We start from the raw sequence: 22,766 nt of genomic DNA on the forward strand, positions 1-22,766 counted from the left end.
CACCCATGACCGACGCACCTGTCATCGGCGTCCTGGCGCTCCAGGGCGACGTACGGGAGCACCTCATCGCCCTGGCCGCGGCCGACGCCGTGGCCAGGCCGGTGCGGCGTCCCGAGGAACTCGCGGAGGTCGACGGCCTCGTCCTGCCCGGCGGCGAGTCCACCACCATCTCCAAGCTGGCCCTGCTCTTCGGGGTGATGGAGCCGCTGCGCGCACGCGTGCGGGACGGCATGCCGGTCTACGGCACCTGCGCCGGCCTGATCCTGCTCGCCGACAAGATCCTCGACCCGCGCTCGGGCCAGGAGACCGTCGGCGGCATCGACATGATCGTGCGCCGCAACGCCTTCGGCCGGCAGAACGAGTCCTTCGAGGCCGCGGTCGACGTCCGGGGCGTCCCGGGCGACCCCGTGGAGGGCGTCTTCATCCGCGCCCCCTGGGTGGAGTCCGTCGGCGCGGCGGCCGAGGTGCTCGCCGAGCACGAGGGCCACATCGTCGCGGTCCGCCAGGGCAACGCGCTCGCCACGTCGTTCCACCCGGAGCTGACCGGCGACCACCGGGTGCACGCGCTGTTCGTGGACATGGTGCGGGCGAGCCGGGCGGCCGAGTCCTTGTAGGATTCCTGCGTTCGTTGATGGGATGGGTTACGCGAAGGAGACAGGCAGATGTCCGGCCACTCTAAATGGGCCACGACGAAGCACAAGAAGGCCGTGATCGATGCCAAGCGCGGCAAGCTCTTCGCGAAGCTGATCAAGAACATCGAGGTCGCGGCGCGGATGGGCGGCGCGGACGTCGAGGGCAACCCGACGCTGTACGACGCCATCCAGAAGGCGAAGAAGTCGTCGGTCCCGAACAAGAACATCGACTCCGCGGTCAAGCGCGGCGCGGGCCTGGAGGCCGGCGGCGCCGACTACGAGACGATCATGTACGAGGGCTACGGCCCGAACGGCGTCGCGGTGCTCATCGAGTGCCTCACCGACAACCGCAACCGCGCCGCCTCCGAGGTCCGCGTCGCCATGACCCGCAACGGCGGCTCCATGGCCGACCCGGGCTCGGTGTCGTACCTGTTCAACCGCAAGGGCGTCGTCATCGTCCCCAAGGGCGAGCTGACCGAGGACGACGTGCTCGGCGCCGTTCTTGACGCCGGTGCCGAGGAGGTCAACGACCTCGGCGAGACCTTCGAGGTCATCAGCGAGGCCACCGACCTGGTCGCGGTCCGCACCGCCCTCCAGGACGCCGGCATCGACTACGACTCCGCCGACGCCAACTTCGTCCCGACCATGCAGGTCGAGCTGGACGAGGACGGCGCCCGCAAGATCTTCAAGCTGATCGACGCGCTGGAGGACAGCGACGACGTGCAGAACGTCTTCGCCAACTTCGACGTCAGCGACGAGGTCATGGAGAAGGTCGACGCGTAGCCGCCGCCGCGCGGGGCGCAGGGTTCAACGGGCCGACGGGACACACCCGTCGGCCCGTCCCTTTGCGCGGCGTTGTCGGTGGCACCCGATAGCCTGCACAAACAGGCGAACGAGTCGCCGGTCGGGCCGTCGGAGGGAGGGGCGCGTGCGCGTACTGGGGGTGGACCCCGGGCTGACCCGGTGCGGTGTCGGCGTCGTGGAGGGGGTCGCGGGGCGGCCGCTCACCATGATCGGCGTGGGGGTCGTGCGCACCCCCGCGGACGCCGAGCTCAGCCACCGCCTGCTCGCCGTCGAGCGGGGCATCGAGGAGTGGCTCGACGAGCACCGGCCGGAGTTCGTGGCCGTGGAGCGCGTCTTCAGCCAGCACAACGTCCGCACCGTCATGGGCACCGCCCAGGCCAGCGCCGTCGCCATGCTGTGCGCCGCCCGGCGCGGCATCCCCGTCGCCCTGCACACCCCGAGCGAGGTCAAGGCCGCCGTCACCGGCAGCGGCCGCGCCGACAAGGCCCAGGTCGGCGCCATGGTCACCCGGCTGCTGCGGCTCGCCGCGCCGCCGAAGCCCGCCGACGCCGCCGACGCCCTCGCCCTCGCCATCTGCCACATCTGGCGCGCCCCCGCGCAGAACCGGCTCCAGCAGGCCGTCGCCCTGCAGACCGCCAGAACACCGAAAGGCCGCCTCGCATGATCGCCTTCGTCAGCGGCACGGTCGCCGCCCTCGCCCCCGACGCCGCGGTCGTCGAGGTCGGCGGTGTCGGCATGGCCGTCCAGTGCACGCCGAACACGCTGTCCGCGCTGCGGCTCGGCCGGCCCGCCAAGCTGCACACCTCCCTGGTGGTCCGCGAGGACTCGCTGACCCTGTACGGCTTCGCCGACGACGACGAACGCCAGGTCTTCGAACTGCTGCAGACCGCGAGCGGCGTCGGCCCCCGCCTCGCCCAGGCCATGCTCGCCGTGCACACCCCGGACGCGCTGCGCCGCGCGGTCGCCACCGGCGACGAGAAGGCGCTCACCGCCGTCCCCGGCATCGGCAAGAAGGGCGCCCAGAAGCTGCTGCTCGAACTCAAGGACCGCCTCGGTGAGCCGCTCGGCGCCCCCGCCGTGGGCGCGCCGGTCAGCAGCGGCTGGCGCGACCAGCTGCACGCCGCGCTGATCGGCCTGGGCTACGCGACCCGCGAGGCCGACGAGGCCGTGGCCGCCGTGGCCCCGCAGGCCGAGGCCGCCGAGGGCACACCGCAGGTCGGCGTGCTGCTCAAGGCCGCCCTCCAGACACTGAACAGAGCCCGCTGAGACACCTGGCGAACGCCGGCACCGACCACGGACAGCACCACCCGCCGACCCGACCTCCGTAAGGCACACACATGAACTGGGACGACCCGACCGACCCGACCGACACCCCCGCCGCCCCCGCCGCGGAGCGCCTGGTGGACTCGGTCGCCGACCGGGAGGACCAGGCCGTCGAGGCCGCCCTGCGCCCCAAGGACCTGGGCGAGTTCATCGGCCAGGAGAAGGTCCGCGAACAGCTCGACCTGGTGCTGCGCGCCGCACGCGCGCGGGGCGCCACCGCCGACCACGTGCTGCTCTCCGGCGCTCCCGGCCTCGGCAAGACCACCCTGTCGATGATCATCGCGGCCGAGATGGGCGCCCCCATCCGCATCACCTCCGGCCCCGCCATCCAGCACGCCGGCGACCTCGCGGCGATCCTGTCCTCCCTCCAGGAGGGCGAGGTCCTCTTCCTCGACGAGATCCACCGCATGTCCCGGCCCGCCGAGGAGATGCTCTACATGGCGATGGAGGACTTCCGCGTCGACGTCATCGTCGGCAAGGGCCCCGGCGCCACCGCCATCCCCCTCGAACTGCCGCCGTTCACCCTGGTCGGCGCCACCACCCGCGCGGGCCTGCTGCCGCCCCCGCTGCGCGACCGCTTCGGCTTCACCGCGCACATGGAGTTCTACGAGCCCGCCGAGCTGCAGCGCGTCATCCACCGTTCGGCGCATCTGCTCGACGTGGAGATCGACCCGGACGGCGCCGCCGAGATCGCCGGACGCTCGCGCGGCACGCCCCGCATCGCCAACCGCCTGCTGCGCCGCGTCCGCGACTACGCGCAGGTCAAGGCGGACGGCGTCATCACCCGCGACATCGCCTCGGCGGCCCTCGCCGTGTACGAGGTCGACGGGCGCGGCCTCGACCGGCTGGACCGCGCCGTCCTGGAGGCCCTGCTGAAGCTGTTCGGCGGCGGCCCGGTCGGCCTGTCCACGCTGGCCGTGGCGGTGGGGGAGGAGCGCGAGACCGTCGAGGAGGTCGCCGAGCCCTTCCTCGTACGGGAGGGACTGCTCGCCCGCACCCCGCGCGGCCGGGTCGCCACCCCGGCCGCCTGGAGCCACCTGGGCCTGACCCCGCCCCGCTCCCAGGGCGGCGGAAACGGACAAGGGGACCTGTTCGGGGCGTGAGGGGCCCGCGCCCGCGCCCACCACGGCCGGGACATTCGCGAGGTGAGGAACCCAGGTGCCATGCTGAGCGTTGTTCCTTGCGCGCGGACTCGCTTAGACTCCGCCGATGCCGCCCTCGCGGGCAGCGCACAAACCCCCAACCATCAGGCCGCTCACCATCGCGGTCGTGTGAAGGAAGTTCCGACCCGTGAGTCTCGTGACCCTCCTCCCGTTCATCGTGCTCATCGGGGCCATGTTCCTGATGACGCGGTCGGCCAAGAAGAAGCAGCAGCAGGCCGCTGCCATGCGGAACGACATGCAGCCCGGCAGCGGCATCCGCACCATCGGGGGCATGTACGCCACGGTCAAGGAGGTCAACGACGACACGGTCCTCGTCGACGCGGGCCCCGGCGTGGAACTGCTCTTCGCGAAGAACGCCATCGGTGCCGTCCTGACCGACGACGAGTACAACCGCATCGTCCACGGCATCGAGCACGACCTGAAGTCCGACGCCGACGTTGTCCCGGACGACGCCTCCTCCCTCACCGAGACCCCCGACACCGACGGGTCGGCCGACGAAGCTGCCGCCGCCCCCGCCGACAAGTCCGTCGACCTCGGCAAGAAGGACGAGACCGAGGAGCCGGCCGCCGGGGCCGACCCGGCCGTGGAGCCGAAGAAGACCGACGGCGAGTCCGGCGCGAAGTGACCGTCTCCCCGGGCCGCGCGGGCCGCTCCCGCGTGCTCCGGGGTGCCCGCACCTCGCAGCGGACCGACGACACCATGTCATGGCCGTCCCCGCGCTGACCCGGCGCGGAGCGGCCCGAGAGGGAGTACGAGAAGGTGGCAGCACCTAAAAAGGGCCGGAGCGCGAGTGCCCAGAGCAAGCCGGGGCGCTCGCTGGCCCTGATCCTGATCGCCATCGTGGGGCTCACCGGGGGCATGTTCGCCTCCGGACACACCACCCCGCGTCTCGGCATCGACCTGGCCGGCGGTACGAGCATCACGCTCGAGGCCAAGTCAGGCCAGGAATCCGCGATCAACAAGGCCAACATGGACACCGCGGTCGACATCATGAACCGCCGTGTCAACGGTCTGGGCGTCTCCGAGGCGGAGGTGCAGACCCAGGGTAATCGCAACATCATCGTGAACATCCCCAAGGGGACGAACTCCGAGGAAGCGCGCGCCCAGGTCGGCACCACCGCCAAGCTCTACTTCCGCCCGGTGCTCGCCACCGAGGCCACCGGCCCGGCCGGCAACGCCTCCCCGAGCGCGTCCCCCAGCGGTTCCGGCAGCCCGTCGCCGAGCGCCTCCGCCACCGGCGAGAAGGCCTCGTCCTCCTCCTCGGAATCCCCGGCGTCCTCGGCGTCCTCGAGTCCGTCCGCCTCCGCGACCTCCCAGGGCCGCGCCGTCACCGACGCGCTGAAGGCCGACTCCTCGCCGTCCGCCAGCCCCTCGGCGAGCAGCAGCGCCGGCGCCTCGACGCCCGACACCACCAAGCTCCAGGCGCAGTACGCCGCGCTGGACTGCTCCAAGAAGTCCGCCCGCACCAAGGCCGGCGAGCGCGCCAAGCCCGCCGAGCCCACCGTCGGCTGCGGCAAGATGAACGGCGTCTGGTACAAGTACCTGCTCGGCCCCGCCGCCGTCGACGGCACCGAGGTGAAGAAGGCCAAGGCGGTCTACGACACCCAGAACGCCGCCGGCTGGCAGGTCACCATGGACTTCACCGGCAAGGGCGCCAAGAAGTTCGCGGACATCACCGGCAAGCTCGCCCAGAACCAGCAGCCGCAGAACGAGTTCGGCATCGTGCTGGACGGCGAGGTCGTCTCCAGCCCGTACGTCAGCCAGGCCATCACCGGCGGCCAGGCCCAGATCTCCGGCAGCTTCACCCAGGAGGAGGCCCAGAGCCTCGCCAACATGCTGTCCTACGGTGCCCTCCCGCTCTCCTTCAAGGAGCAGAGCGTGACCACCGTGACCGCCGCCCTCGGCGGTGAGCAGCTGCACGCGGGTCTGCTGGCCGGCGCCATCGGCCTCGCGCTGGTGATCATCTACCTGGTGGCCTACTACCGCGGCCTGTCGGTCATCGCGATCGCGTCGCTGCTGGTGTCCGCCGCGCTCACCTACGTGATCATGGCGCTGCTCGGCCCGACCATCGGCTTCGCGCTGAACCTGCCGGCTGTCTGCGGCGCCATCGTCGCCATCGGCATCACGGCGGACTCGTTCATCGTGTTCTTCGAACGCATCCGGGACGAGATCCGCGAGGGCCGCACCCTGCGCCCCGCCGTCGAGCGGGCCTGGCCGCGTGCCCGGCGCACCATCCTGGTCTCCGACTTCGTGTCGTTCCTCGCCGCCGCGGTCCTGTTCATCGTCACCGTCGGCAAGGTGCAGGGCTTCGCGTTCACGCTGGGCCTGACGACCGTCCTCGACGTGGTCGTGGTGTTCTTCTTCACCAAGCCGCTGATGACGCTCGCCGCCCGCCGCCCGTTCTTCGCGAACGGCCACAAGTGGTCCGGCCTCGACCCGAAGAGCCTGGGGGCCAAGCCGCCGCTGCGCCGCACCCGCCGTCCCGCCGGTCCCGTCTCCGGCCCTGTCGACCCCAAGGAAGCGTGAGCGATGTCGAAACTCGGCAACCTCGGCGCCCGACTGCACCGTGGCGAGATCAGCTACGACTTCATCGGTCACCGCAAGATCTGGTACGGCATCTCGATCCTGATCACCATCACGGCCATCCTCGGCCTCGCGGTGCGGGGTCTGAACATGGGCATCGACTTCCAGGGCGGCGCCGTCTTCACCACCCCGAAGACGTCGGTCTCGGTCAGCCAGGCCGAGGAGTACGCCAAGGACGCCTCCGGCCACGACGCGGTCGTGCAGAAGCTCGGCAACGGCGCGCTGCGCATCCAGATCGCCGGCATGGACACCCAGCAGTCCGACCAGATCAAGACCGAGCTGGCGCAGGACTTCAAGGTCGACAAGGAGAAGATCGCCGCCGACCTGGTCGGCCCGAGCTGGGGCGACCAGATCGCCAACAAGGCCTGGCAGGGCCTGGCGATCTTCATGGTCCTGGTGGTGATCTACCTGGCGATCGCCTTCGAGTGGCGCATGGCCATCGCGGCGCTCGTCGCCCTGATCCACGACATCACCATCACCACCGGCATCTACGCCCTCGTCGGCTTCGAGGTCACGCCCGGCACGGTGATCGGTCTGCTGACCATCCTCGGTTACTCGCTGTACGACACGGTCGTGGTGTTCGACTCCCTCAAGGAGCAGACGAAGGACATCACCAAGCAGACCAAGGTCACCTACAGCGAGATCGCCAACCGCTCGATCAACGGCACCCTGGTCCGCTCCATCAACACCACCGTGGTCGCGCTGCTGCCGGTCGCGGGCCTGCTGTTCATCGGCGGCGGCTTCCTCGGCGCGGGCACGCTCAACGACATCTCGCTGTCGCTGTTCGTCGGCCTCGCCGCCGGTGCCTACTCGTCGATCTTCATCGCCACGCCGCTCGTCGCCGACCTCAAGGAGCGCGAGCCGCAGATCAGGGCGCTGCGCAAGCGGGTGCTGGCCAAGCGGGCCCAGGCCGCCTCGACGGAGGACCTGGTGGAGGCCCGTACGGGTGCCGCCGGTGACGCCGCCGGTGAGCCCGAGGACGCCACGCCCGCCGTGGTCGGACCGCGCCACCAGCCCGCGTCCCGCGGCCGCGGCCGCGGCGGCCGGCCGTCCGGGAAGCGCCGATGACCGACATCCAGGAGCTGCTGCTCAGCCGGATCCGGGACGTGGCGGACTACCCCGAGCCGGGCGTGATGTTCAAGGACATCACCCCGCTGCTCGCGGACCCGGCGGCGTTCACCGCGCTCACCGACGCGTTCGCGGAGATCGCCACGCGTACCGGCGCCACCAAGGTCGTCGGCCTGGAGGCCCGGGGCTTCATCCTCGGCGCACCCGTGGCCCTGCGCGCCGGCCTGGGCTTCATCCCGGTGCGCAAGGCGGGCAAGCTGCCCGGCGCCACCCTCAGCCAGGCCTACGACCTGGAGTACGGCTCGGCCGAGATCGAGGTGCACGCCGAGGACCTGGCCGCCGGTGACCGCGTCCTGATCGTCGACGACGTGCTGGCCACCGGCGGCACCGCCGAGGCGTCGATCCAGCTGATCCAGCGCGCGGGCGCCCGGGTCGCCGGCGTCGCCGTGCTGATGGAGCTCGGTTTCCTGCCCGGCCGCCGCCGTCTGGAGGCCGCGCTGGACGGCGCACCCCTGGAATCCCTGCTCACCGTGTGACAGGGTGGCCGCAGGCCGAAAGCCGCTGTACCGCACTGGGGCGGGCCCGGAGGAATCCGGTGCCCGCCCTCGGCGTTTCCCGGGTACACGGCCCTCACAGGCCTGAAGGCGATCCCGCGGTCCGGGATCGCTACGATGGGTGCTCCGGAGCCTGACCGGGCACCCGGATCGCGCACGAGGAGTCCTCTTGCCAGACGAGGCCCAGCACCTGACCGCCGCCAAGCCCGAGTCCGCCTCGGCGCCCGCGGCGAAGCCAGCGGCGCACGCGCAGGACGACACCCGCGGGCCGGTCGAGCACGACCGTTCCGCCCCGGCCGACCGCCCGGCGGAGGCCCCGCGTCCCAAGCCGTCCCCCGACGCCGCCGGGCCCGCGGGGCCGGACTCCGCCGCGTCCGGACGCCCCTCCCCGGCGCCCGCCGCGGACCCCGCGCAGCAGCAGTCGCCCGCGCCCAAGGCGTCCTCCGCGCCCGCGGCGCGGCCGCCGGCCGGCCAGGGCGCCCGCTCCGGCTCCTCCAACCGCGTCCGCGCCCGCCTCGCCCGCCTCGGCGTCCAGCGCGCGAACCCGTACAACCCGGTCCTGGAGCCCCTGCTGCGGATAGTGCGCAGCAACGACCCCAAGATCGAGACGTCCACGCTCCGCCAGATCGAGCGCGCCTACCAGGTCGCCGAGCGCTGGCACCGCGGCCAGAAGCGCAAGAGCGGCGACCCGTACATCACCCACCCCCTCGCGGTGACCACCATCCTCGCCGAGCTGGGCATGGACCCGGCGACCCTGATGGCGGGCCTGCTGCACGACACCGTCGAGGACACCGAGTACGGCCTGGAGGACCTGCGCCGCGACTTCGGCGACGTCGTCGCGCTGCTCGTCGACGGCGTCACCAAGCTCGACAAGGTCAAGTTCGGCGAGGCCGCGCAGGCCGAGACCGTGCGCAAGATGGTCGTCGCCATGGCCAAGGACCCGCGCGTCCTGGTCATCAAGCTCGCCGACCGCCTGCACAACATGCGCACCATGCGCTACCTCAAGCGCGAGAAGCAGGAGAAGAAGGCGCGCGAGACCCTCGAGATCTACGCGCCGCTCGCCCACCGCCTGGGCATGAACACCATCAAGTGGGAACTGGAGGACCTCGCCTTCGCGATCCTCTACCCCAAGATGTACGACGAGATCGTCCGGCTGGTGGCCGAGCGGGCACCGAAGCGTGACGAGTACCTGGCCATAGTGACCGACGAGGTCCAGACCGACCTGCGCGCCGCCCGCATCAAGGCCACCGTCACCGGACGCCCGAAGCACTACTACAGCGTCTACCAGAAGATGATCGTCCGCGGCCGTGACTTCGCGGAGATCTACGACCTGGTCGGCATCCGCGTCCTGGTCGACACCGTCCGGGACTGCTACGCCGCCCTCGGCACCGTGCACGCGCGATGGAACCCGGTCCCCGGCCGGTTCAAGGACTACATCGCGATGCCCAAGTTCAACATGTACCAGTCGCTGCACACGACGGTCATCGGGCCCAACGGCAAGCCGGTCGAGTTGCAGATCCGCACCTTCGACATGCACCGCCGCGCCGAGTACGGCATCGCCGCGCACTGGAAGTACAAGCAGGAGGCCGTCGCCGGCGCCTCCAAGGTGCGCACCGACGTGCCCAAGGCCGGGAAGAAGGACGACCACCTCAACGACATGGCGTGGCTGCGCCAGCTGCTCGACTGGCAGAAGGAGACGGAGGACCCCGGCGAGTTCCTGGAGTCCCTGCGCTTCGACCTGTCCCGCAACGAGGTCTTCGTCTTCACCCCCAAGGGCGACGTCATCGCGCTGCCCGCCGGGGCGACGCCGGTCGACTTCGCCTACGCGGTCCACACCGAGGTCGGCCACCGGACCATAGGGGCACGCGTCAACGGCCGGCTGGTCCCGCTGGAGTCCACCCTGGACAACGGCGACCTGGTGGAGGTCTTCACCTCCAAGGCGGCCGGTGCCGGGCCCTCCCGCGACTGGCTGGGCTTCGTCAAGTCACCGCGCGCCCGCAACAAGATCCGGGCCTGGTTCTCCAAGGAGCGGCGCGACGAGGCGATCGAGCACGGCAAGGACGCCATCGCGCGGGCCATGCGCAAGCAGAACCTGCCGATCCAGCGCATCCTCACCGGCGACTCGCTGGTCACCCTGGCGCACGAGATGCGCTACCCGGACATCTCCTCGCTGTACGCGGCGATCGGCGAGGGCCACGTGGCCGCGCAGAACGTCGTGCAGAAGCTGGTGCAGGCCCTCGGCGGCGAGGAGGCGGCCACCGAGGAGATGGACGAGGCGGTCCCGCCGTCGCGCACCCGCAGCCGCAAGCGGCGCAGCAGCAACGACCCCGGTGTGGTCGTCAAGGGCGTCGACGACGTGTGGGTCAAGCTGGCCCGCTGCTGCACCCCCGTGCCCGGCGACCCGATCATCGGCTTCGTCACCCGGGGGAGCGGCGTCTCGGTCCACCGCAGCGACTGCGTCAACGTCGAGTCGCTGTCCCGGGAGCCGGAGCGCATCCTCGAGGTCGAGTGGGCGCCGACCCAGTCCTCGGTGTTCCTGGTCGCCATCCAGGTGGAGGCGCTGGACCGCTCCCGGCTGCTGTCGGACGTCACCCGCGTGCTGTCCGACCAGCACGTCAACATCCTCTCGGCGGCGGTGCAGACCTCCCGGGACCGGGTGGCCACGTCCCGCTTCACCTTCGAGATGGGCGACCCCAAGCACCTCGGCCACGTCCTGAAGGCCGTCCGCGGCGTGGAGGGCGTGTACGACGTCTACCGGGTCACCTCGGCCCGCCGGCCCTCCGACTGACCCCGGGCCCCGGACCGCGACCGGCGACATCCGGACACGCGAGAGGCCCCCGTACGCGGTGTACGGGGGCCTCTCGCACGGCTCGCTCAGGCGGGGATCAGCCGCCGAACTCGTGCAGGCCCTTCAGCGCCTGGTCCAGCAGGGCCTGGCGGCCCTCCAGCTCACGCTCCAGCTTCTCGGCCCGGGACGTGTTGCCCTGGGCGCGCGCCTGCTCGATCTGGCCCTTGAGCTTGTCCACCGCGGCCTGCAGCTGACCGGTCAGACCCGCGGCACGCGCGCGTGCCTCCGGGTTGGTGCGGCGCCACTCGGCCTCCTCGGCCTCCTGCAGCGCGCGCTCCACGGTGTGCATCCGGCCCTCGACCCGCGGCCGGGCGTCCCGCGGGACGTGACCGATGGCCTCCCACCGCTCGTTGATCGAGCGGAACGCGGCCCGGGCCGACTTGAGGTCCTCGATGGGGAGCAGCTTCTCGGCCTCCTCGGCCAGCTCCTCCTTCAGCTTCAGGTTCTCCGCCTGCTCGGCGTCGCGCTCGGCGAACACCGAGCTGCGGGCGGCGAAGAAGACGTCCTGGGCGCCGCGGAAGCGGTTCCACAGGTCGTCCTCGTGCTCGCGCTGGGCGCGGCCCGCGGCCTTCCACTCGGCCATCAGCTCCCGGTAGCGGGCCGCCGTGGGACCCCAGTCCTGGGAGCCCGACAGCGCCTCGGCCTCGACGACCAGCCGCTCCTTGACCCGGCGGGCGTCCTCGCGCTGCGCGTCCAGCTGCGCGAAGTGCGCCTTGCGGCGCTTGGAGAACGCCGAGCGCGCGTGCGAGAAGCGGTGCCACAGCTCGTCGTCGGACTTGCGGTCCAGCCGCGGCAGGCCCTTCCAGGTGTCCACCAGGGCGCGCAGCCGCTCACCGGCCGCCCGCCACTGGTCCGACTGGGCCAGCTGCTCCGCCTCGACGACCAGGTCCTCCTTGGCCCGGCGGGCCTCGTCGGACTGCTTGGCCCGCTGCGCCTTGCGCTCCTCGCGGCGCGCCTCGACGGTCTCGACCAGCTTGTCCAGGCGCGACCGCAGCGCGTCCAGGTCACCGACCGCGTGGTGCGCGTCCACCTGCTCGCGCAGGTGGCCGATGGCGACCTGGGCGTCCTTGGTGGACAGGTCGGTCGTCCGCACCCGCTTCTCGAGGAGGCCGATCTCGACCACCAGGCCCTCGTACTTGCGCTCGAAATAGGCCAGCGCCTCCTCGGGGGAGCCCGCCTGCCAGGAGCCGACCACCTGCTCGCCGTCGGCCGTACGCACGTACACGGTCCCCGTCTCGTCGACGCGGCCCCACGGGTCGCTGCTCACAGCGCCTCCTCCACATGATGCCCGCGGGGGGTTTCAGGGCCCCCGGGCATCGTCCACAGTTTCGTCACGGCCAATCTAGGCGACCGGCAGGGCGCCTGTCCGCATCCCGCACGACCGAAATTGCGCTGTTGGCCGCCCTGGTCGTCAGGATTTCCCGACCGTCGCCTTGTCGATCACCACGGTCGCGTTCGGTGCGCCGTCACCCCCGCCGGTGTTCTCGCCCGCCGCGGCGATCTTCTTGAGGACCTTCATGCCGGCGGCCGAGACCGTACCGAAGGGCGTGTAGCTCGGCGGGAGCTGGCTCGCCTGGTAGACCAGGAAGAACTGGCTGCCGCCGGTGTGCGGCTGACCGGTGTTGGCCATCGCGATCGTGCCCGCCGGGTAGGTGTTGTTCTTCAGGCTCGTGTCCTTGAGGTTCTCGTCCGGGAGCGTGTAGCCCGGACCGCCCGAACCGCTGCCCGTGGGGTCGCCGCACTGGAGCACGTAGATGCCGTTGGTCGTCAGGCGGTGGCACTTCGTGTGGTCGAAGTAGCCCTTGCCCGCGAGGAAGGCGAAGGAGTTCACGGTGTGCGGGGCCGCCGACGCCTTCAGCGCGACGTCGATCGCGCCGCACGTGGTGTCCAGCGTCATCGTGTACTTAGCCGACTTGTCGATCGACATCGCCGGCTCCTTCTTCCAGGTCTGCGTCGCGACCTTGCCGGCGGCCGGCTTCTCGCACGGGTCCTTGGCCGCGCTGGGCGACGGGGCCGTCGACGCGCTCGCGCTCGCCTTGTCGTCCGAGTCGTCCTTCATGACACCGGTCGTGTACAGCGCCAGGCTGCCCACCAGGACCACGCCGAGCACCGACGCGATCACCGAGGTGCGGACCTTCGCCTTCCGCCGCGCCTCGGTCCGCCGCTGCTGCTGCCGCAAGAACTTCTCCCGGGCGAGCTGTCGCCGCCGCTGTTCCTGGGTGACCACGGGGTTGTCTCCTCATGCGTCCGTCTGTGTGTGCCCCGTACCGTATATGGGTTCGCTGAGGATTCGGCAGCGCCGGTAGGCTCGGGCGCAAGCCGTAGCCACCCGTATCGACACAAACGAAGGACGAACGTGCTCATTGCCGGGTTCCCCGCCGGTGCCTGGGGGACGAACTGCTACCTCGTCGCCCCCGCCCCCGGTGAGGAGTGCGTGATCATCGACCCGGGCCACGAAGCGGCCCCCGGAGTCGAGGAAGCACTCCAGAAGCATCGGCTCAAGCCCGTCGCCGTCGTCCTCACCCACGGCCACCTCGACCACGTGGCCTCGGTCGTCCCCGTGTGCGGCGCGCACGACGTGCCGGCCTGGATCCACCCCGAGGACCGGTACATGATGAGCGACCCCGAGAAGGCGCTCGGCCGGTCGATCGGCCTGCCGCTGCTCGGCGACCTGACGGTGGGCGAGCCGGACGACGTCCGGGAGCTGACCGACGGCGCGCGGCTGGAACTGGCCGGCCTGGAGCTGGCCGTCGCGCACGCCCCGGGCCATACCAAGGGGTCGGTGACCTTCCAGCTCCCCGAGAACGCGGACGTCCCCCCGGTGTTCTTCTCGGGCGACCTGCTCTTCGCCGGCTCCATCGGACGCACCGACCTGCCGGGCGGATCCATGGCGGACATGCTCGAGTCGCTGGCCCGCGTGTGCCTGCCGCTCGACGACTCCACCGTGGTGCTGTCCGGCCACGGCCCCCAGACGACCATCGGCCGCGAGCGCACCGCCAACCCGTACCTGCGCCAGGTGGCCGACGGCCGCCCGGAGCCCGGCGCGGACACCGGCACCGCTCCCCGACGAGGAATGTGAACGAGAGACTCCCGTGAGCACCTTCCAGGCCCCCAAGGGCACCTACGACCTGATCCCGCCGGACTCCGCGACCTACCTCGCGGTCCGCGAGGCCATCGCCGCCCCGCTGCGCACCTCCGGCTACGGCTACGTCGAGACACCCGGCTTCGAGAACGTCGAGCTGTTCGCCCGCGGTGTCGGTGAGTCCACCGACATCGTGACCAAGGAGATGTACGCCTTCGAGACCAAGGGCGGCGACCGGCTCGCCCTGCGCCCCGAGGGCACCGCCTCCGTGCTGCGCGCCGCGCTGGAGGCCAACCTGCACAAGCAGGGCAACCTCCCGGTCAAGCTCTGGTACTCCGGCTCGTACTACCGCTACGAGAAGCCGCAGAAGGGCCGCTACCGCCACTTCTCCCAGGTCGGCGCCGAGGCCATCGGGGCCGAGGACCCGGCCCTGGACGCCGAGCTGATCATCCTGGCCGACCAGGCCTACCGCTCGCTGGGCCTGCGCTCCTTCCGCATCCTGCTGAACTCGCTCGGCGACAAGGAGTGCCGCCCGGTCTACCGGGAGGCGCTGCAGACGTTCCTGCGCGGACTGGACCTCGACAAGGACACCCTGCGCCGGGCGGACATCAACCCGCTGCGCGTGCTCGACGACAAGCGGGCCGACGTGCAGAAGCAGCTCACCGGCGCCCCGCTGCTGCGCGACTACCTGTGCGACGCCTGCAAGGCGTACCACGAGGAGGTCCGCGAGCTGATCACCGCCGCCGGCGTCGCCTTCGAGGACGACCCGAGGCTGGTGCGCGGCCTGGACTACTACACGCGCACCACGTTCGAGTTCGTCCACGACGGCCTGGGCGCGCAGTCCGCGGTGGGCGGCGGCGGCCGCTACGACGGCCTGTCCGAGATGATCGGCGGCCCCGCGCTGCCGTCCGTGGGCTGGGCCCTGGGCGTCGACCGCACGGTCCTCGCCCTGGAGGCCGAGGGCGTGCGGCTGGACCTGCCGTCCGCGACCTCGGTCTACGCGGTCCCGCTCGGCGAGGAGGCCCGCCGGGTGCTGTTCGCCAAGGTCACCGAGCTGCGCAAGCTGGGCGTCGCCGCCGACTTCTCCTACGGGAGCAAGGGGCTCAAGGGCGCGATGAAGAACGCCAACCGCAGCGGCGCGCGCTTTGCGATCGTGGCCGGTGAGCGGGACCTCGCCGAGGGCGTCGTCCAGCTGAAGGACATGGAGTCCGGCGAGCAGGTGGCCGTCGGCGTGGGCGAGATCGTGGCGGAGCTGGAGTCCCGGCTGGGCTGACCGGCCCGGTGGGCCGCACCGCGTCCCGAGCGTCTTCACCTCCGGGGCCCCTGGGCGTCAACCCGGCGGCCCCGGATTCGTCCTCCGGGACGGTTTTCGACGCGGGGGCACCCGGCCGACGGGTGCCCCGCACCACGGCCGGAACCGAACGGTCCGGCCCGTGCGCGCGTATCTCCTTATGCGCAACGAACGGTGGCCCGCGGGCCACGTGCGGCACAATGGCCCTGCCCGAAGCAGGTCCACCTCTCACGTGACGGAACCGGCGGAATGAGCAAGACGACAGTGAAGGACGTCTCCACCGACCCCGAGCCGCAGCACGCCGGGGCCCCCGGACCGCGCGCTCTGGGCGGCAGCCGCGCGTTCGCCATCCTGCTGCTGCTCACCGGGGCGGCCGGGCTGCTCGCCGCGTGGGTCATCACGATCGACAAGTTCAAGCTGCTCGAGGCCAAGGTCGCCGGCACGAGCTTCACCCCCGGCTGCAGCCTGAACCCCGTGGTCTCCTGCGGCAGCGTCATGGAGTCCAAGCAGGCCGCCGCCTTCGGGTTCCCCAACCCGATGCTCGGCCTGGTCGCCTACGGCATCGTGATCTGCGTCGGCATGAGCCTGCTGGCCGGCGCCCGCTTCCCGCGCTGGTACTGGCTGACCTTCAACGCCGGCACGCTCTTCGGCGTGGGCTTCGTCACCTGGCTGCAGTTCCAGTCGCTGTACCGGATCAACGCCCTGTGCCTGTGGTGCTGCCTGGCCTGGGTCGCCACGATCCTCATGTTCTGGTACGTCACCTCGTTCACCGTGCGCAACGGCCTGCTGCCCGGCCCGCGCTGGCTGAAGGGCTTCTTCAGCGAGTTCACCTGGGTCGTGCCCGTGCTGCACATCGGCATCATCGGGATGCTGATCCTGACCCGCTGGTGGGACTTCTGGACCAGCTGACAGCCCCGAGGGGATTGTCAGTGCGGTGTTCTAGGGTTTCAGGGTGGAGCCCGATCTGTTCACCGCCGCCGCCGAAGAACGCCAGGAGAAGGACCCGTCGGCCAGCCCCCTGGCGGTCCGCATGCGCCCCCGCACCCTCGACGAGGTCGTGGGGCAGCAACACCTGCTGAAACCGGGTTCACCCCTGCGCCGCCTGGTCGGCGAGGGTGCCAAGGGCCCGGCCGGCCCCTCCTCGGTGATCCTCTGGGGCCCGCCCGGCACCGGCAAGACCACCCTGGCCTACGTCGTCTCCAAGGCCACCAACAAGCGCTTCGTGGAACTGTCCGCGATCACCGCCGGCGTCAAGGAGGTCCGCGCGGTCATCGACGGCGCCCGCCGCGCCTCGGGCGGCTACGGCCAGGAGACCGTCCTCTTCCTCGACGAGATCCACCGCTTCAGCAAGGCCCAGCAGGACTCCCTGCTGCCCGCCGTCGAGAACCGCTGGGTGACCCTGATCGCCGCGACCACCGAGAACCCGTACTTCTCGGTCATCTCCCCGCTGCTGTCCCGCTCGCTGCTGCTCACCCTCGAACCCCTCACCGACGACGACCTGCGCGGCCTGCTGCGCCGCGCCCTCACCGACGAGCGCGGCCTCAAGGGCGCCGTCACCCTCCCCGAGGACACCGAGGCCCACCTCCTGCGCATCGCCGGGGGCGACGCCCGCCGCGCCCTGACCGCCCTGGAGGCCGCCGCCGGGGCCGCCCTCGACCAGGACGCGGCGCAGATCGACCTCGCCACGCTGGAGCAGACCGTCGACCGCGCCGCCGTCACGTACGACCGCGACGGCGACCAGCACTACGACGTGGCCAGCGCCCTCATCAAGTCCATCCGCGGCTCCGACGTGGACGCCGCCCTGCACTACCTGGCCCGGATGATCGAGGCCGGCGAGGACCCCCGGTTCATCGCCCGCCGCCTGATGATCTCCGCCAGCGAGGACATCGGCCTGGCCGACCCCAACGCCCTGCCGATCGCGGTCGCCGCCGCCCAGGCCGTCGCCATGATCGGCTTCCCCGAGGCCGCGCTCACCCTCAGCCACGCCACCATCGCGCTCGCCCTGGCTCCCAAGTCCAACGCCGCGACCACCGCCATCGGCGCCGCCCTGGACGACGTGCGCAAGGGACTGGCCGGCCCCGTCCCGGCCCACCTGCGCGACGGCCACTACAAGGGCGCCGCCAAGCTCGGCCACGCCCAGGGCTACGTGTACCCGCACGACGTGCCCGAGGGCATCGCCGAGCAGCAGTACGCGCCGGACGCCCTGAAGGACCGCACGTACTACACCCCGACCCGGCACGGCGCGGAGGCGCGGTACGCGGACGCCGTGGAGTGGACCCGCCAGCACCTCGGTCGCAAGCGGTCCTGAGCGGCCTGTAGACTGACCCGAAGTGCCGAGTCCCGCGCTGTCAGAGCGGGACAACCGGCCGGAGACCCCCTCGGGGGACTCCAGGAGCGTCGCGCACCGTCGAACGGTGTCGCGGGCCGCCCACCACCACCCGGTTCCCGGGACAGGTCGGTGGGCCACTCGCGTGCTGCACGTAGTTGCCCAGACCAGGGGAGCGGCTGCCCGGCAGGTCCCCAGCGGACCCGGCGGGTTTCCCCGGCTGCGGATGCGACCTCCCTGAACCCTGACGAGCCGGAAACAGCGAAAAGAGATTGAGACAGTGGCGAACCAGTCCCGCCCCAAGGTCAAGAAGTCGCGTGCCCTCGGCATCGCGCTGACCCCGAAGGCCGTCAAGTACTTCGAGGCCCGCCCCTACCCGCCGGGTGAGCACGGCCGCGGCCGCAAGCAGAACTCGGACTACAAGGTCCGTCTGCTGGAGAAGCAGCGTCTGCGCGCGCAGTACGACCTCTCCGAGCGCCAGCTGGTCCGCGCCTACGAGCGCGCGTCCAAGGTCCAGGGCAAGACCGGTGAGGCCCTGATCGTGGAGCTCGAGCGCCGTCTCGACGCCCTGGTCCTGCGTTCGGGCATCGCCCGCACCATCTACCAGGCCCGTCAGATGGTCGTCCACGGCCACATCGAGGTCAACGGCCAGAAGGTCGACAAGCCGTCGTTCCGCGTCCGTCCCGACGACGTCGTGATGGTCCGCGAGCGCAGCCGCGAGAAGACCCTCTTCCAGATCGCCCGCGAGGGTGGCTTCGCCCCCGACGGTGAGACCCCGCGCTACCTGCAGGTGAACCTCAAGGCCCTGGCGTTCCGCCTGGACCGCGAGCCGAACCGCAAGGAGATCCCGGTGATCTGCGACGAGCAGCTCGTCGTCGAGTACTACGCCCGCTGATCACGGATCGACGGTCGTAGGACCCGCAGCACTGGAACCCGTCGTCCCGCCGCCCTCCCGGGCGGCCGGGGCGGCGGGTTCTTCCGTCCCCGGCCCGGCGCCAATCGAGTACGGGGCGCCGCCCCCGGCGCGATAGGCTCGACCCCTGTCAACAGTGACCGAAGAGCGGAAGCGGGTGCGCAGTGTCCGGTGGAGAGGTGGCCGGCATCCTGGTGGCCGTCTTCTGGGCGATCCTGGTCTCCTTCCTCGCCGTCGCGCTGGCGAGGCTGGCCCAGACGCTCAGGGCGACCACCAAGCTCGTGGCGGACGTGACCGACCAGGCCGTCCCGCTGCTGGCCGACGCCTCCGCGGCGGTGCGGTCCGCGCAGACCCAGATCGACCGGGTCGACGCGATCGCCTCGGACGTCCAGGAGGTCACGTCCAACGCCTCCGCGCTCTCGACCACCGTCGCCTCCACCTTCGGGGGGCCGCTGGTCAAGGTCGCCGCCTTCGGTTACGGCGTCCGCCGCGCCCTCGGCGGCCGCAAGGAGAACGCGCCCGCCCGGGAGCCCCGGCGCACGGTGATCGTGGGCCGCACCGTCCCGGCCGCACGGCGGAAGAACCGGCGAAAGTAGGAGCCAGCTCAGATGTTCCGCCGTACCTTCTGGTTCACCTCCGGTGTGGCCGCCGGTGTCTGGGCCACCACCAAGGTGAACCGCAAGATCAAGCAGCTGACCCCCGAGAGCCTCGCCGTCGCCGCCGCCCACAAGGCGCTGGAGACCGGCCAGCGGCTCAAGGACCGGGCCGTCGGCTTCGCGCACGACGTGCGCGACAACATGGCCCAGCGGGAGGACGAGCTGGGGGAGGCGCTGGGCATCAACGCCGCCCCCGAACTCCCCGCACCCCGGCGCTACACCGCCCTGGAGAACAGCAACCCCTCGCAGTACGTCGCCCCGCCGACGCACTCGTACAACCGGAATGAGGACCACTGATGGAGTCGGCCGAGATTCGCCGCCGTTGGCTGAGCTTCTTCGAGGAGCGCGGGCACACCGTCGTCCCTTCGGCGTCGCTCATCGCGGACGACCCGACTCTGCTCCTCGTCCCCGCCGGCATGGTGCCCTTCAAGCCCTACTTCCTCGGTGAGGTCAAGCCGCCCTTCGACCGCGCCACCAGCGTGCAGAAGTGCGTGCGCACGCCCGACATCGAAGAGGTCGGCAAGACCACGCGGCACGGCACGTTCTTCCAGATGTGCGGCAACTTCTCGTTCGGCGACTACTTCAAGGAAGGCGCCATCAAGCTCGCCTGGGAGCTGCTCACCAGCTCCCAGGACCAGGGCGGTTACGGCCTGGAGCCGGAGAAGCTCTGGATCACCGTCTACCAGGACGACGACGAGGCCGAGCGCATCTGGCACGACGTCGTCGGCGTGCCGATGGAGCGCATCCAGCGCCTGGGCAAGAAGGACAACTTCTGGTCCATGGGCGTACCCGGCCCGTGCGGCCCCTGCTCCGAGATCAACTACGACCGCGGCCCCGAGTTCGGCGCCGAGGGCGGCCCCGCCGTCAACGACGAGCGGTACGTGGAGATCTGGAACCTCGTCTTCATGCAGTACGAGCGGGGCGAGGGCACCGGCAAGGACGACTTCGAGATCCTCGGGGACCTGCCGAGCAAGAACATCGACACCGGTCTCGGCCTCGAACGCCTCGCCATGATCCTGCAGGGCGTGCAGAACATGTACGAGATCGACACCTCGATGGCCGTCATCGACACGGCCACCGAGCTGACCGGCGTCCGCTACGGCGACGCCCACGCCTCGGACGTGTCCCTGCGCGTGGTCACCGACCACATGCGCACCGCCACCATGCTCATCGGCGACGGCGTCACCCCCGGCAACGAGGGCCGCGGCTACGTGCTGCGCCGCATCATGCGCCGCGCCATCCGCAACATGCGCCTGCTCGGCGCCACCGGACCGGTCGTCCAGGACCTGATCGACACCGTCATCAGGATGATGGGCCGGCAGTACCCCGAGCTCGTCACCGACCGCGAGCGGATCGAGAAGGTGGCCCTCGCCGAGGAGAACGCCTTCCTCAAGACGCTGAAGGCCGGCACCAACATCCTCGACACCGCCGTCACCGAGACCAAGCAGGCCGGCGGCACCGTCCTGGCCGGCGACAAGGCCTTCCTGCTCCACGACACCTGGGGCTTCCCGATCGACCTCACCCTGGAGATGGCCGCCGAGCAGGGGCTGTCCGTGGACGAGGACGGCTTCCGCCGCCTGATGAAGGAACAGCGGGAGCGCGCCAAGGCCGACGCCCAGGCCAAGAAGACCGGCCACGCCGACCTCGGTGCCTACCGCGAGATCGCGGACCGGGCCGGCGCCACCGACTTCATCGGCTACACCGACACCGACGCCGAGTCCACGGTCGTCGGCATCCTGGTCGACGGCGTGTCCTCCCCGGCCGCCACCGAGGGCGACGAGGTCGAGATCGTCCTCGACCGCACCCCGTTCTACGCCGAGGGCGGCGGCCAGATCGGCGACACCGGCCGCATCAGGACCGACTCCGGCGCCGTCATCGAGGTGCGCGACTGCCAGAAGCCGGTGCCGGGCGTCTACGTCCACAAGGGCGTCGTCCAGGTCGGCGAGGTCACCGTCGGTGCCACGGCCCACGCCTCGATCGACGCCCGCCGCCGCAAGGCCATCGCCCGCGCCCACTCGGCCACCCACCTGACCCACCAGGCCCTGCGCGACGCCCTCGGCCCGACGGCCGCCCAGGCCGGCTCCGAGAACCAGCCCGGCCGCTTCCGCTTCGACTTCGGATCCCCGTCCGCCGTGCCGACGGCCGTGATGACCGACGTCGAGCAGAAGATCAACGAGGTGCTCGCCCGCGACCTCGACGTGCGCGCCGACGTCATGGGCATCGACGAGGCCAAGAAGCAGGGCGCCATCGCCGAGTTCGGCGAGAAGTACGGCGAGCGCGTCCGCGTGGTGACCATCGGCGACTTCTCCAAGGAGCTGTGCGGCGGCACGCACGTGCACAACACCGCCCAGCTGGGCCTGGTGAAGCTGCTCGGCGAGTCGTCGATCGGTTCGGGTGTCCGCCGCATCGAGGCCCTGGTAGGCGTCGACGCCTATAACTTCCTCGCCCGCGAGCACACGGTCGTCGCCCAGCTCCAGGAGCTGGTCAAGGGACGCCCGGAGGAGCTGCCGGAGAAGGTCTCCGCGATGCTCGGCAAGCTGAAGGACGCCGAGAAGGAGATCGAGAAGTTCCGCGCCGAGAAGGTCCTGCAGGCCGCCGCCGGACTGGCCGAGTCCGCCAAGGACGTGCGCGGCGTCGCCGTCGTCACCGGCCAGGTGCCCGACGGCACCACGCCGGACGACCTGCGCAAGCTGGTCCTGGACGTGCGCGGCCGCATCCAGGGCGGGCGGGCCGCGGTCGTGGCCCTGTTCACGGTCAACAACGGCAAGCCGCTCACGGTCATCGCCACCAACGAGGCCGCCCGTGAGCGGGGCCTCAAGGCCGGCGACCTGGTCCGCACCGCCGCCAAGACCCTCGGCGGCGGTGGCGGCGGCAAGCCCGACGTCGCCCAGGGCGGCGGCCAGAACCCGGCCGCCGTCGGCGAGGCCGTCGACGCCGTCGAGCGGCTCGTCGCCGACACCGCCAAGTGAGCGCCGCGGGCGGAGAGGACGGCGGCCCGGTCATGCGCCGCGGCCGTCGCCTCGCCGTCGACGTCGGGGACGCCCGGATCGGGGTCGCCTCGTGCGACCCCGACGGGATCCTCGCGACGCCGGTGGAGACCGTGCCGGGCCGGGACGTCCCCGCGGCGCACCGCAGGCTGCGGCAACTCGTCGAGGAGTACGAGCCCATCGAGGTCGTCGTCGGCCTCCCCCGCTCCCTCAAGGGGGGCGAGGGCCCGGCGGCGGCCAAGGTCCGCGTGTTCGCCCGGGAACTGGCCCGCATGATCGCGCCGATCGGGGTCAGACTGGTGGACGAGCGCATGACGACCGTGACGGCCAGTCAAGGACTGCGCGCCTCCGGCGTGAAGTCCAAGAAGGGCCGCTCCGTCATCGATCAGGCGGCCGCAGTGATCATCCTGCAGCAGGCGCTGGAATCCGAACGGGTGTCAGGCAGACCACCCGGCGAGGGCGTCGAAGTGGTCATCTGATCGCGATACGGTAACGTTCCGCGCGATGCGGCGGTGTTCGAACAGCCGCCGCACAGC

General features: G+C 71.3%; 21 protein-coding genes. 19 read left to right on the top strand and 2 right to left on the bottom strand.

Going from position 1 to position 22,766, the window contains the following annotated elements:
• Positions 1-5 precede the first annotated feature (5 nt).
• The 10 genes from pdxT (at position 6) to AQJ30_RS19340 (ending at position 10,915) form a co-directional block, all read left to right on the top strand.
• Positions 6-614, top strand: a complete 609-nt coding sequence (gene pdxT / locus AQJ30_RS19295) for a pyridoxal 5'-phosphate synthase glutaminase subunit PdxT (protein WP_067235457.1) — start codon at positions 6-8, stop codon at positions 612-614.
• 48 nt (positions 615-662) lie between these two features.
• Entirely contained in the window at positions 663-1,415 is a 753-nt protein-coding gene (locus tag AQJ30_RS19300; protein ID WP_067235460.1) for a YebC/PmpR family DNA-binding transcriptional regulator, read from the top strand.
• A 145-nt stretch (positions 1,416-1,560) separates the two neighbouring features.
• The gene (gene ruvC / locus AQJ30_RS19305) at positions 1,561-2,100 is read left to right on the top strand and encodes a crossover junction endodeoxyribonuclease RuvC (RefSeq protein ID WP_067235463.1); all 540 of its coding nucleotides are present in this window, start codon (positions 1,561-1,563) and stop codon (positions 2,098-2,100) included.
• The gene (ruvA, locus tag AQJ30_RS19310) at positions 2,097-2,702 is read left to right on the top strand and encodes a Holliday junction branch migration protein RuvA (RefSeq protein ID WP_067235467.1); all 606 of its coding nucleotides are present in this window, start codon (positions 2,097-2,099) and stop codon (positions 2,700-2,702) included. Before ruvC ends, ruvA begins: the two co-directional genes overlap by 4 nt.
• Before the next feature lie 71 nt (positions 2,703-2,773).
• Complete coding sequence (gene ruvB / locus AQJ30_RS19315) at positions 2,774-3,862, top strand: Holliday junction branch migration DNA helicase RuvB (protein WP_067235470.1); 1,089 nt, start codon at positions 2,774-2,776, stop codon at positions 3,860-3,862.
• A 187-nt stretch (positions 3,863-4,049) separates the two neighbouring features.
• Complete coding sequence (yajC, locus tag AQJ30_RS19320) at positions 4,050-4,547, top strand: preprotein translocase subunit YajC (protein ID WP_067235473.1); 498 nt, start codon at positions 4,050-4,052, stop codon at positions 4,545-4,547.
• 134 nt (positions 4,548-4,681) lie between these two features.
• Positions 4,682-6,448 (top strand): protein translocase subunit SecD, encoded by a 1,767-nt coding sequence (gene secD / locus AQJ30_RS19325; protein ID WP_211279031.1) that lies wholly within the window; start codon positions 4,682-4,684, stop codon positions 6,446-6,448.
• A 3-nt stretch (positions 6,449-6,451) separates the two neighbouring features.
• The gene (secF, locus tag AQJ30_RS19330; RefSeq protein WP_067235477.1) at positions 6,452-7,573 is read left to right on the top strand and encodes a protein translocase subunit SecF; all 1,122 of its coding nucleotides are present in this window, start codon (positions 6,452-6,454) and stop codon (positions 7,571-7,573) included.
• Entirely contained in the window at positions 7,570-8,109 is a 540-nt protein-coding gene (locus AQJ30_RS19335) for an adenine phosphoribosyltransferase (RefSeq protein WP_067235480.1), read from the top strand. Before secF ends, AQJ30_RS19335 begins: the two co-directional genes overlap by 4 nt.
• A 187-nt stretch (positions 8,110-8,296) precedes the next feature.
• Positions 8,297-10,915 (top strand): RelA/SpoT family protein, encoded by a 2,619-nt coding sequence (locus tag AQJ30_RS19340; RefSeq protein ID WP_067235482.1) that lies wholly within the window; start codon positions 8,297-8,299, stop codon positions 10,913-10,915.
• Between the two features lie 97 nt (positions 10,916-11,012).
• Here AQJ30_RS19340 and AQJ30_RS19345 read toward each other — a convergent pair whose 3' ends face one another.
• The gene (locus tag AQJ30_RS19345) at positions 11,013-12,242 is read right to left on the bottom strand and encodes a DUF349 domain-containing protein (RefSeq protein ID WP_067235484.1); all 1,230 of its coding nucleotides are present in this window, start codon (positions 12,240-12,242) and stop codon (positions 11,013-11,015) included.
• 144 nt (positions 12,243-12,386) lie between these two features.
• Positions 12,387-13,202, bottom strand: a complete 816-nt coding sequence (locus AQJ30_RS19350) for a peptidylprolyl isomerase (RefSeq protein ID WP_067235486.1) — start codon at positions 13,200-13,202, stop codon at positions 12,387-12,389.
• 129 nt (positions 13,203-13,331) lie between these two features.
• On the opposite strand from AQJ30_RS19350, the gene AQJ30_RS19355 reads away from it, so the two are divergent.
• From AQJ30_RS19355 to ruvX, 9 genes are all read left to right on the top strand, one after another.
• Positions 13,332-14,054 carry an MBL fold metallo-hydrolase gene (locus AQJ30_RS19355; protein WP_067235488.1) on the top strand — a complete coding sequence of 241 codons (723 nt, stop codon included), beginning with the start codon at positions 13,332-13,334 and terminating at the stop codon, positions 14,052-14,054.
• 13 nt (positions 14,055-14,067) lie between these two features.
• Positions 14,068-15,330: a histidine--tRNA ligase gene (gene hisS / locus AQJ30_RS19360; RefSeq protein WP_067235490.1), complete on the top strand. Its 1,263-nt coding sequence runs from the start codon at positions 14,068-14,070 to the stop codon at positions 15,328-15,330.
• A gap of 267 nt (positions 15,331-15,597) precedes the next feature.
• On the top strand, positions 15,598-16,257 hold the full coding sequence (locus AQJ30_RS19365) for a vitamin K epoxide reductase family protein (protein WP_067235492.1): 660 nt from the start codon (positions 15,598-15,600) through the stop codon (positions 16,255-16,257).
• A gap of 43 nt (positions 16,258-16,300) precedes the next feature.
• On the top strand, positions 16,301-17,656 hold the full coding sequence (locus AQJ30_RS19370; protein WP_067235494.1) for a replication-associated recombination protein A: 1,356 nt from the start codon (positions 16,301-16,303) through the stop codon (positions 17,654-17,656).
• Positions 17,657-17,954: 298 nt separating this feature from the next.
• Positions 17,955-18,569 (top strand): 30S ribosomal protein S4, encoded by a 615-nt coding sequence (gene rpsD, locus AQJ30_RS19375; RefSeq protein WP_067235497.1) that lies wholly within the window; start codon positions 17,955-17,957, stop codon positions 18,567-18,569.
• A 182-nt stretch (positions 18,570-18,751) separates the two neighbouring features.
• Positions 18,752-19,183, top strand: a complete 432-nt coding sequence (locus AQJ30_RS19380; protein ID WP_067235500.1) for a DUF948 domain-containing protein — start codon at positions 18,752-18,754, stop codon at positions 19,181-19,183.
• Positions 19,184-19,195: 12 nt separating this feature from the next.
• Entirely contained in the window at positions 19,196-19,540 is a 345-nt protein-coding gene (locus AQJ30_RS19385) for a hypothetical protein (protein ID WP_067235502.1), read from the top strand.
• Positions 19,540-22,212, top strand: coding sequence for an alanine--tRNA ligase (gene alaS, locus AQJ30_RS19390; RefSeq protein WP_067235505.1), 2,673 nt, complete (start codon positions 19,540-19,542; stop codon positions 22,210-22,212). The genes AQJ30_RS19385 and alaS overlap by 1 nt, the downstream gene beginning before the upstream one ends.
• A 32-nt stretch (positions 22,213-22,244) precedes the next feature.
• Positions 22,245-22,709, top strand: a complete 465-nt coding sequence (gene ruvX / locus AQJ30_RS19395) for a Holliday junction resolvase RuvX (protein WP_067235508.1) — start codon at positions 22,245-22,247, stop codon at positions 22,707-22,709.
• Positions 22,710-22,766: the final 57 nt, after the last annotated feature.

Source organism: Streptomyces longwoodensis (genome assembly GCF_001514125.1).
GTDB lineage: Bacteria > Actinomycetota > Actinomycetes > Streptomycetales > Streptomycetaceae > Streptomyces > Streptomyces longwoodensis.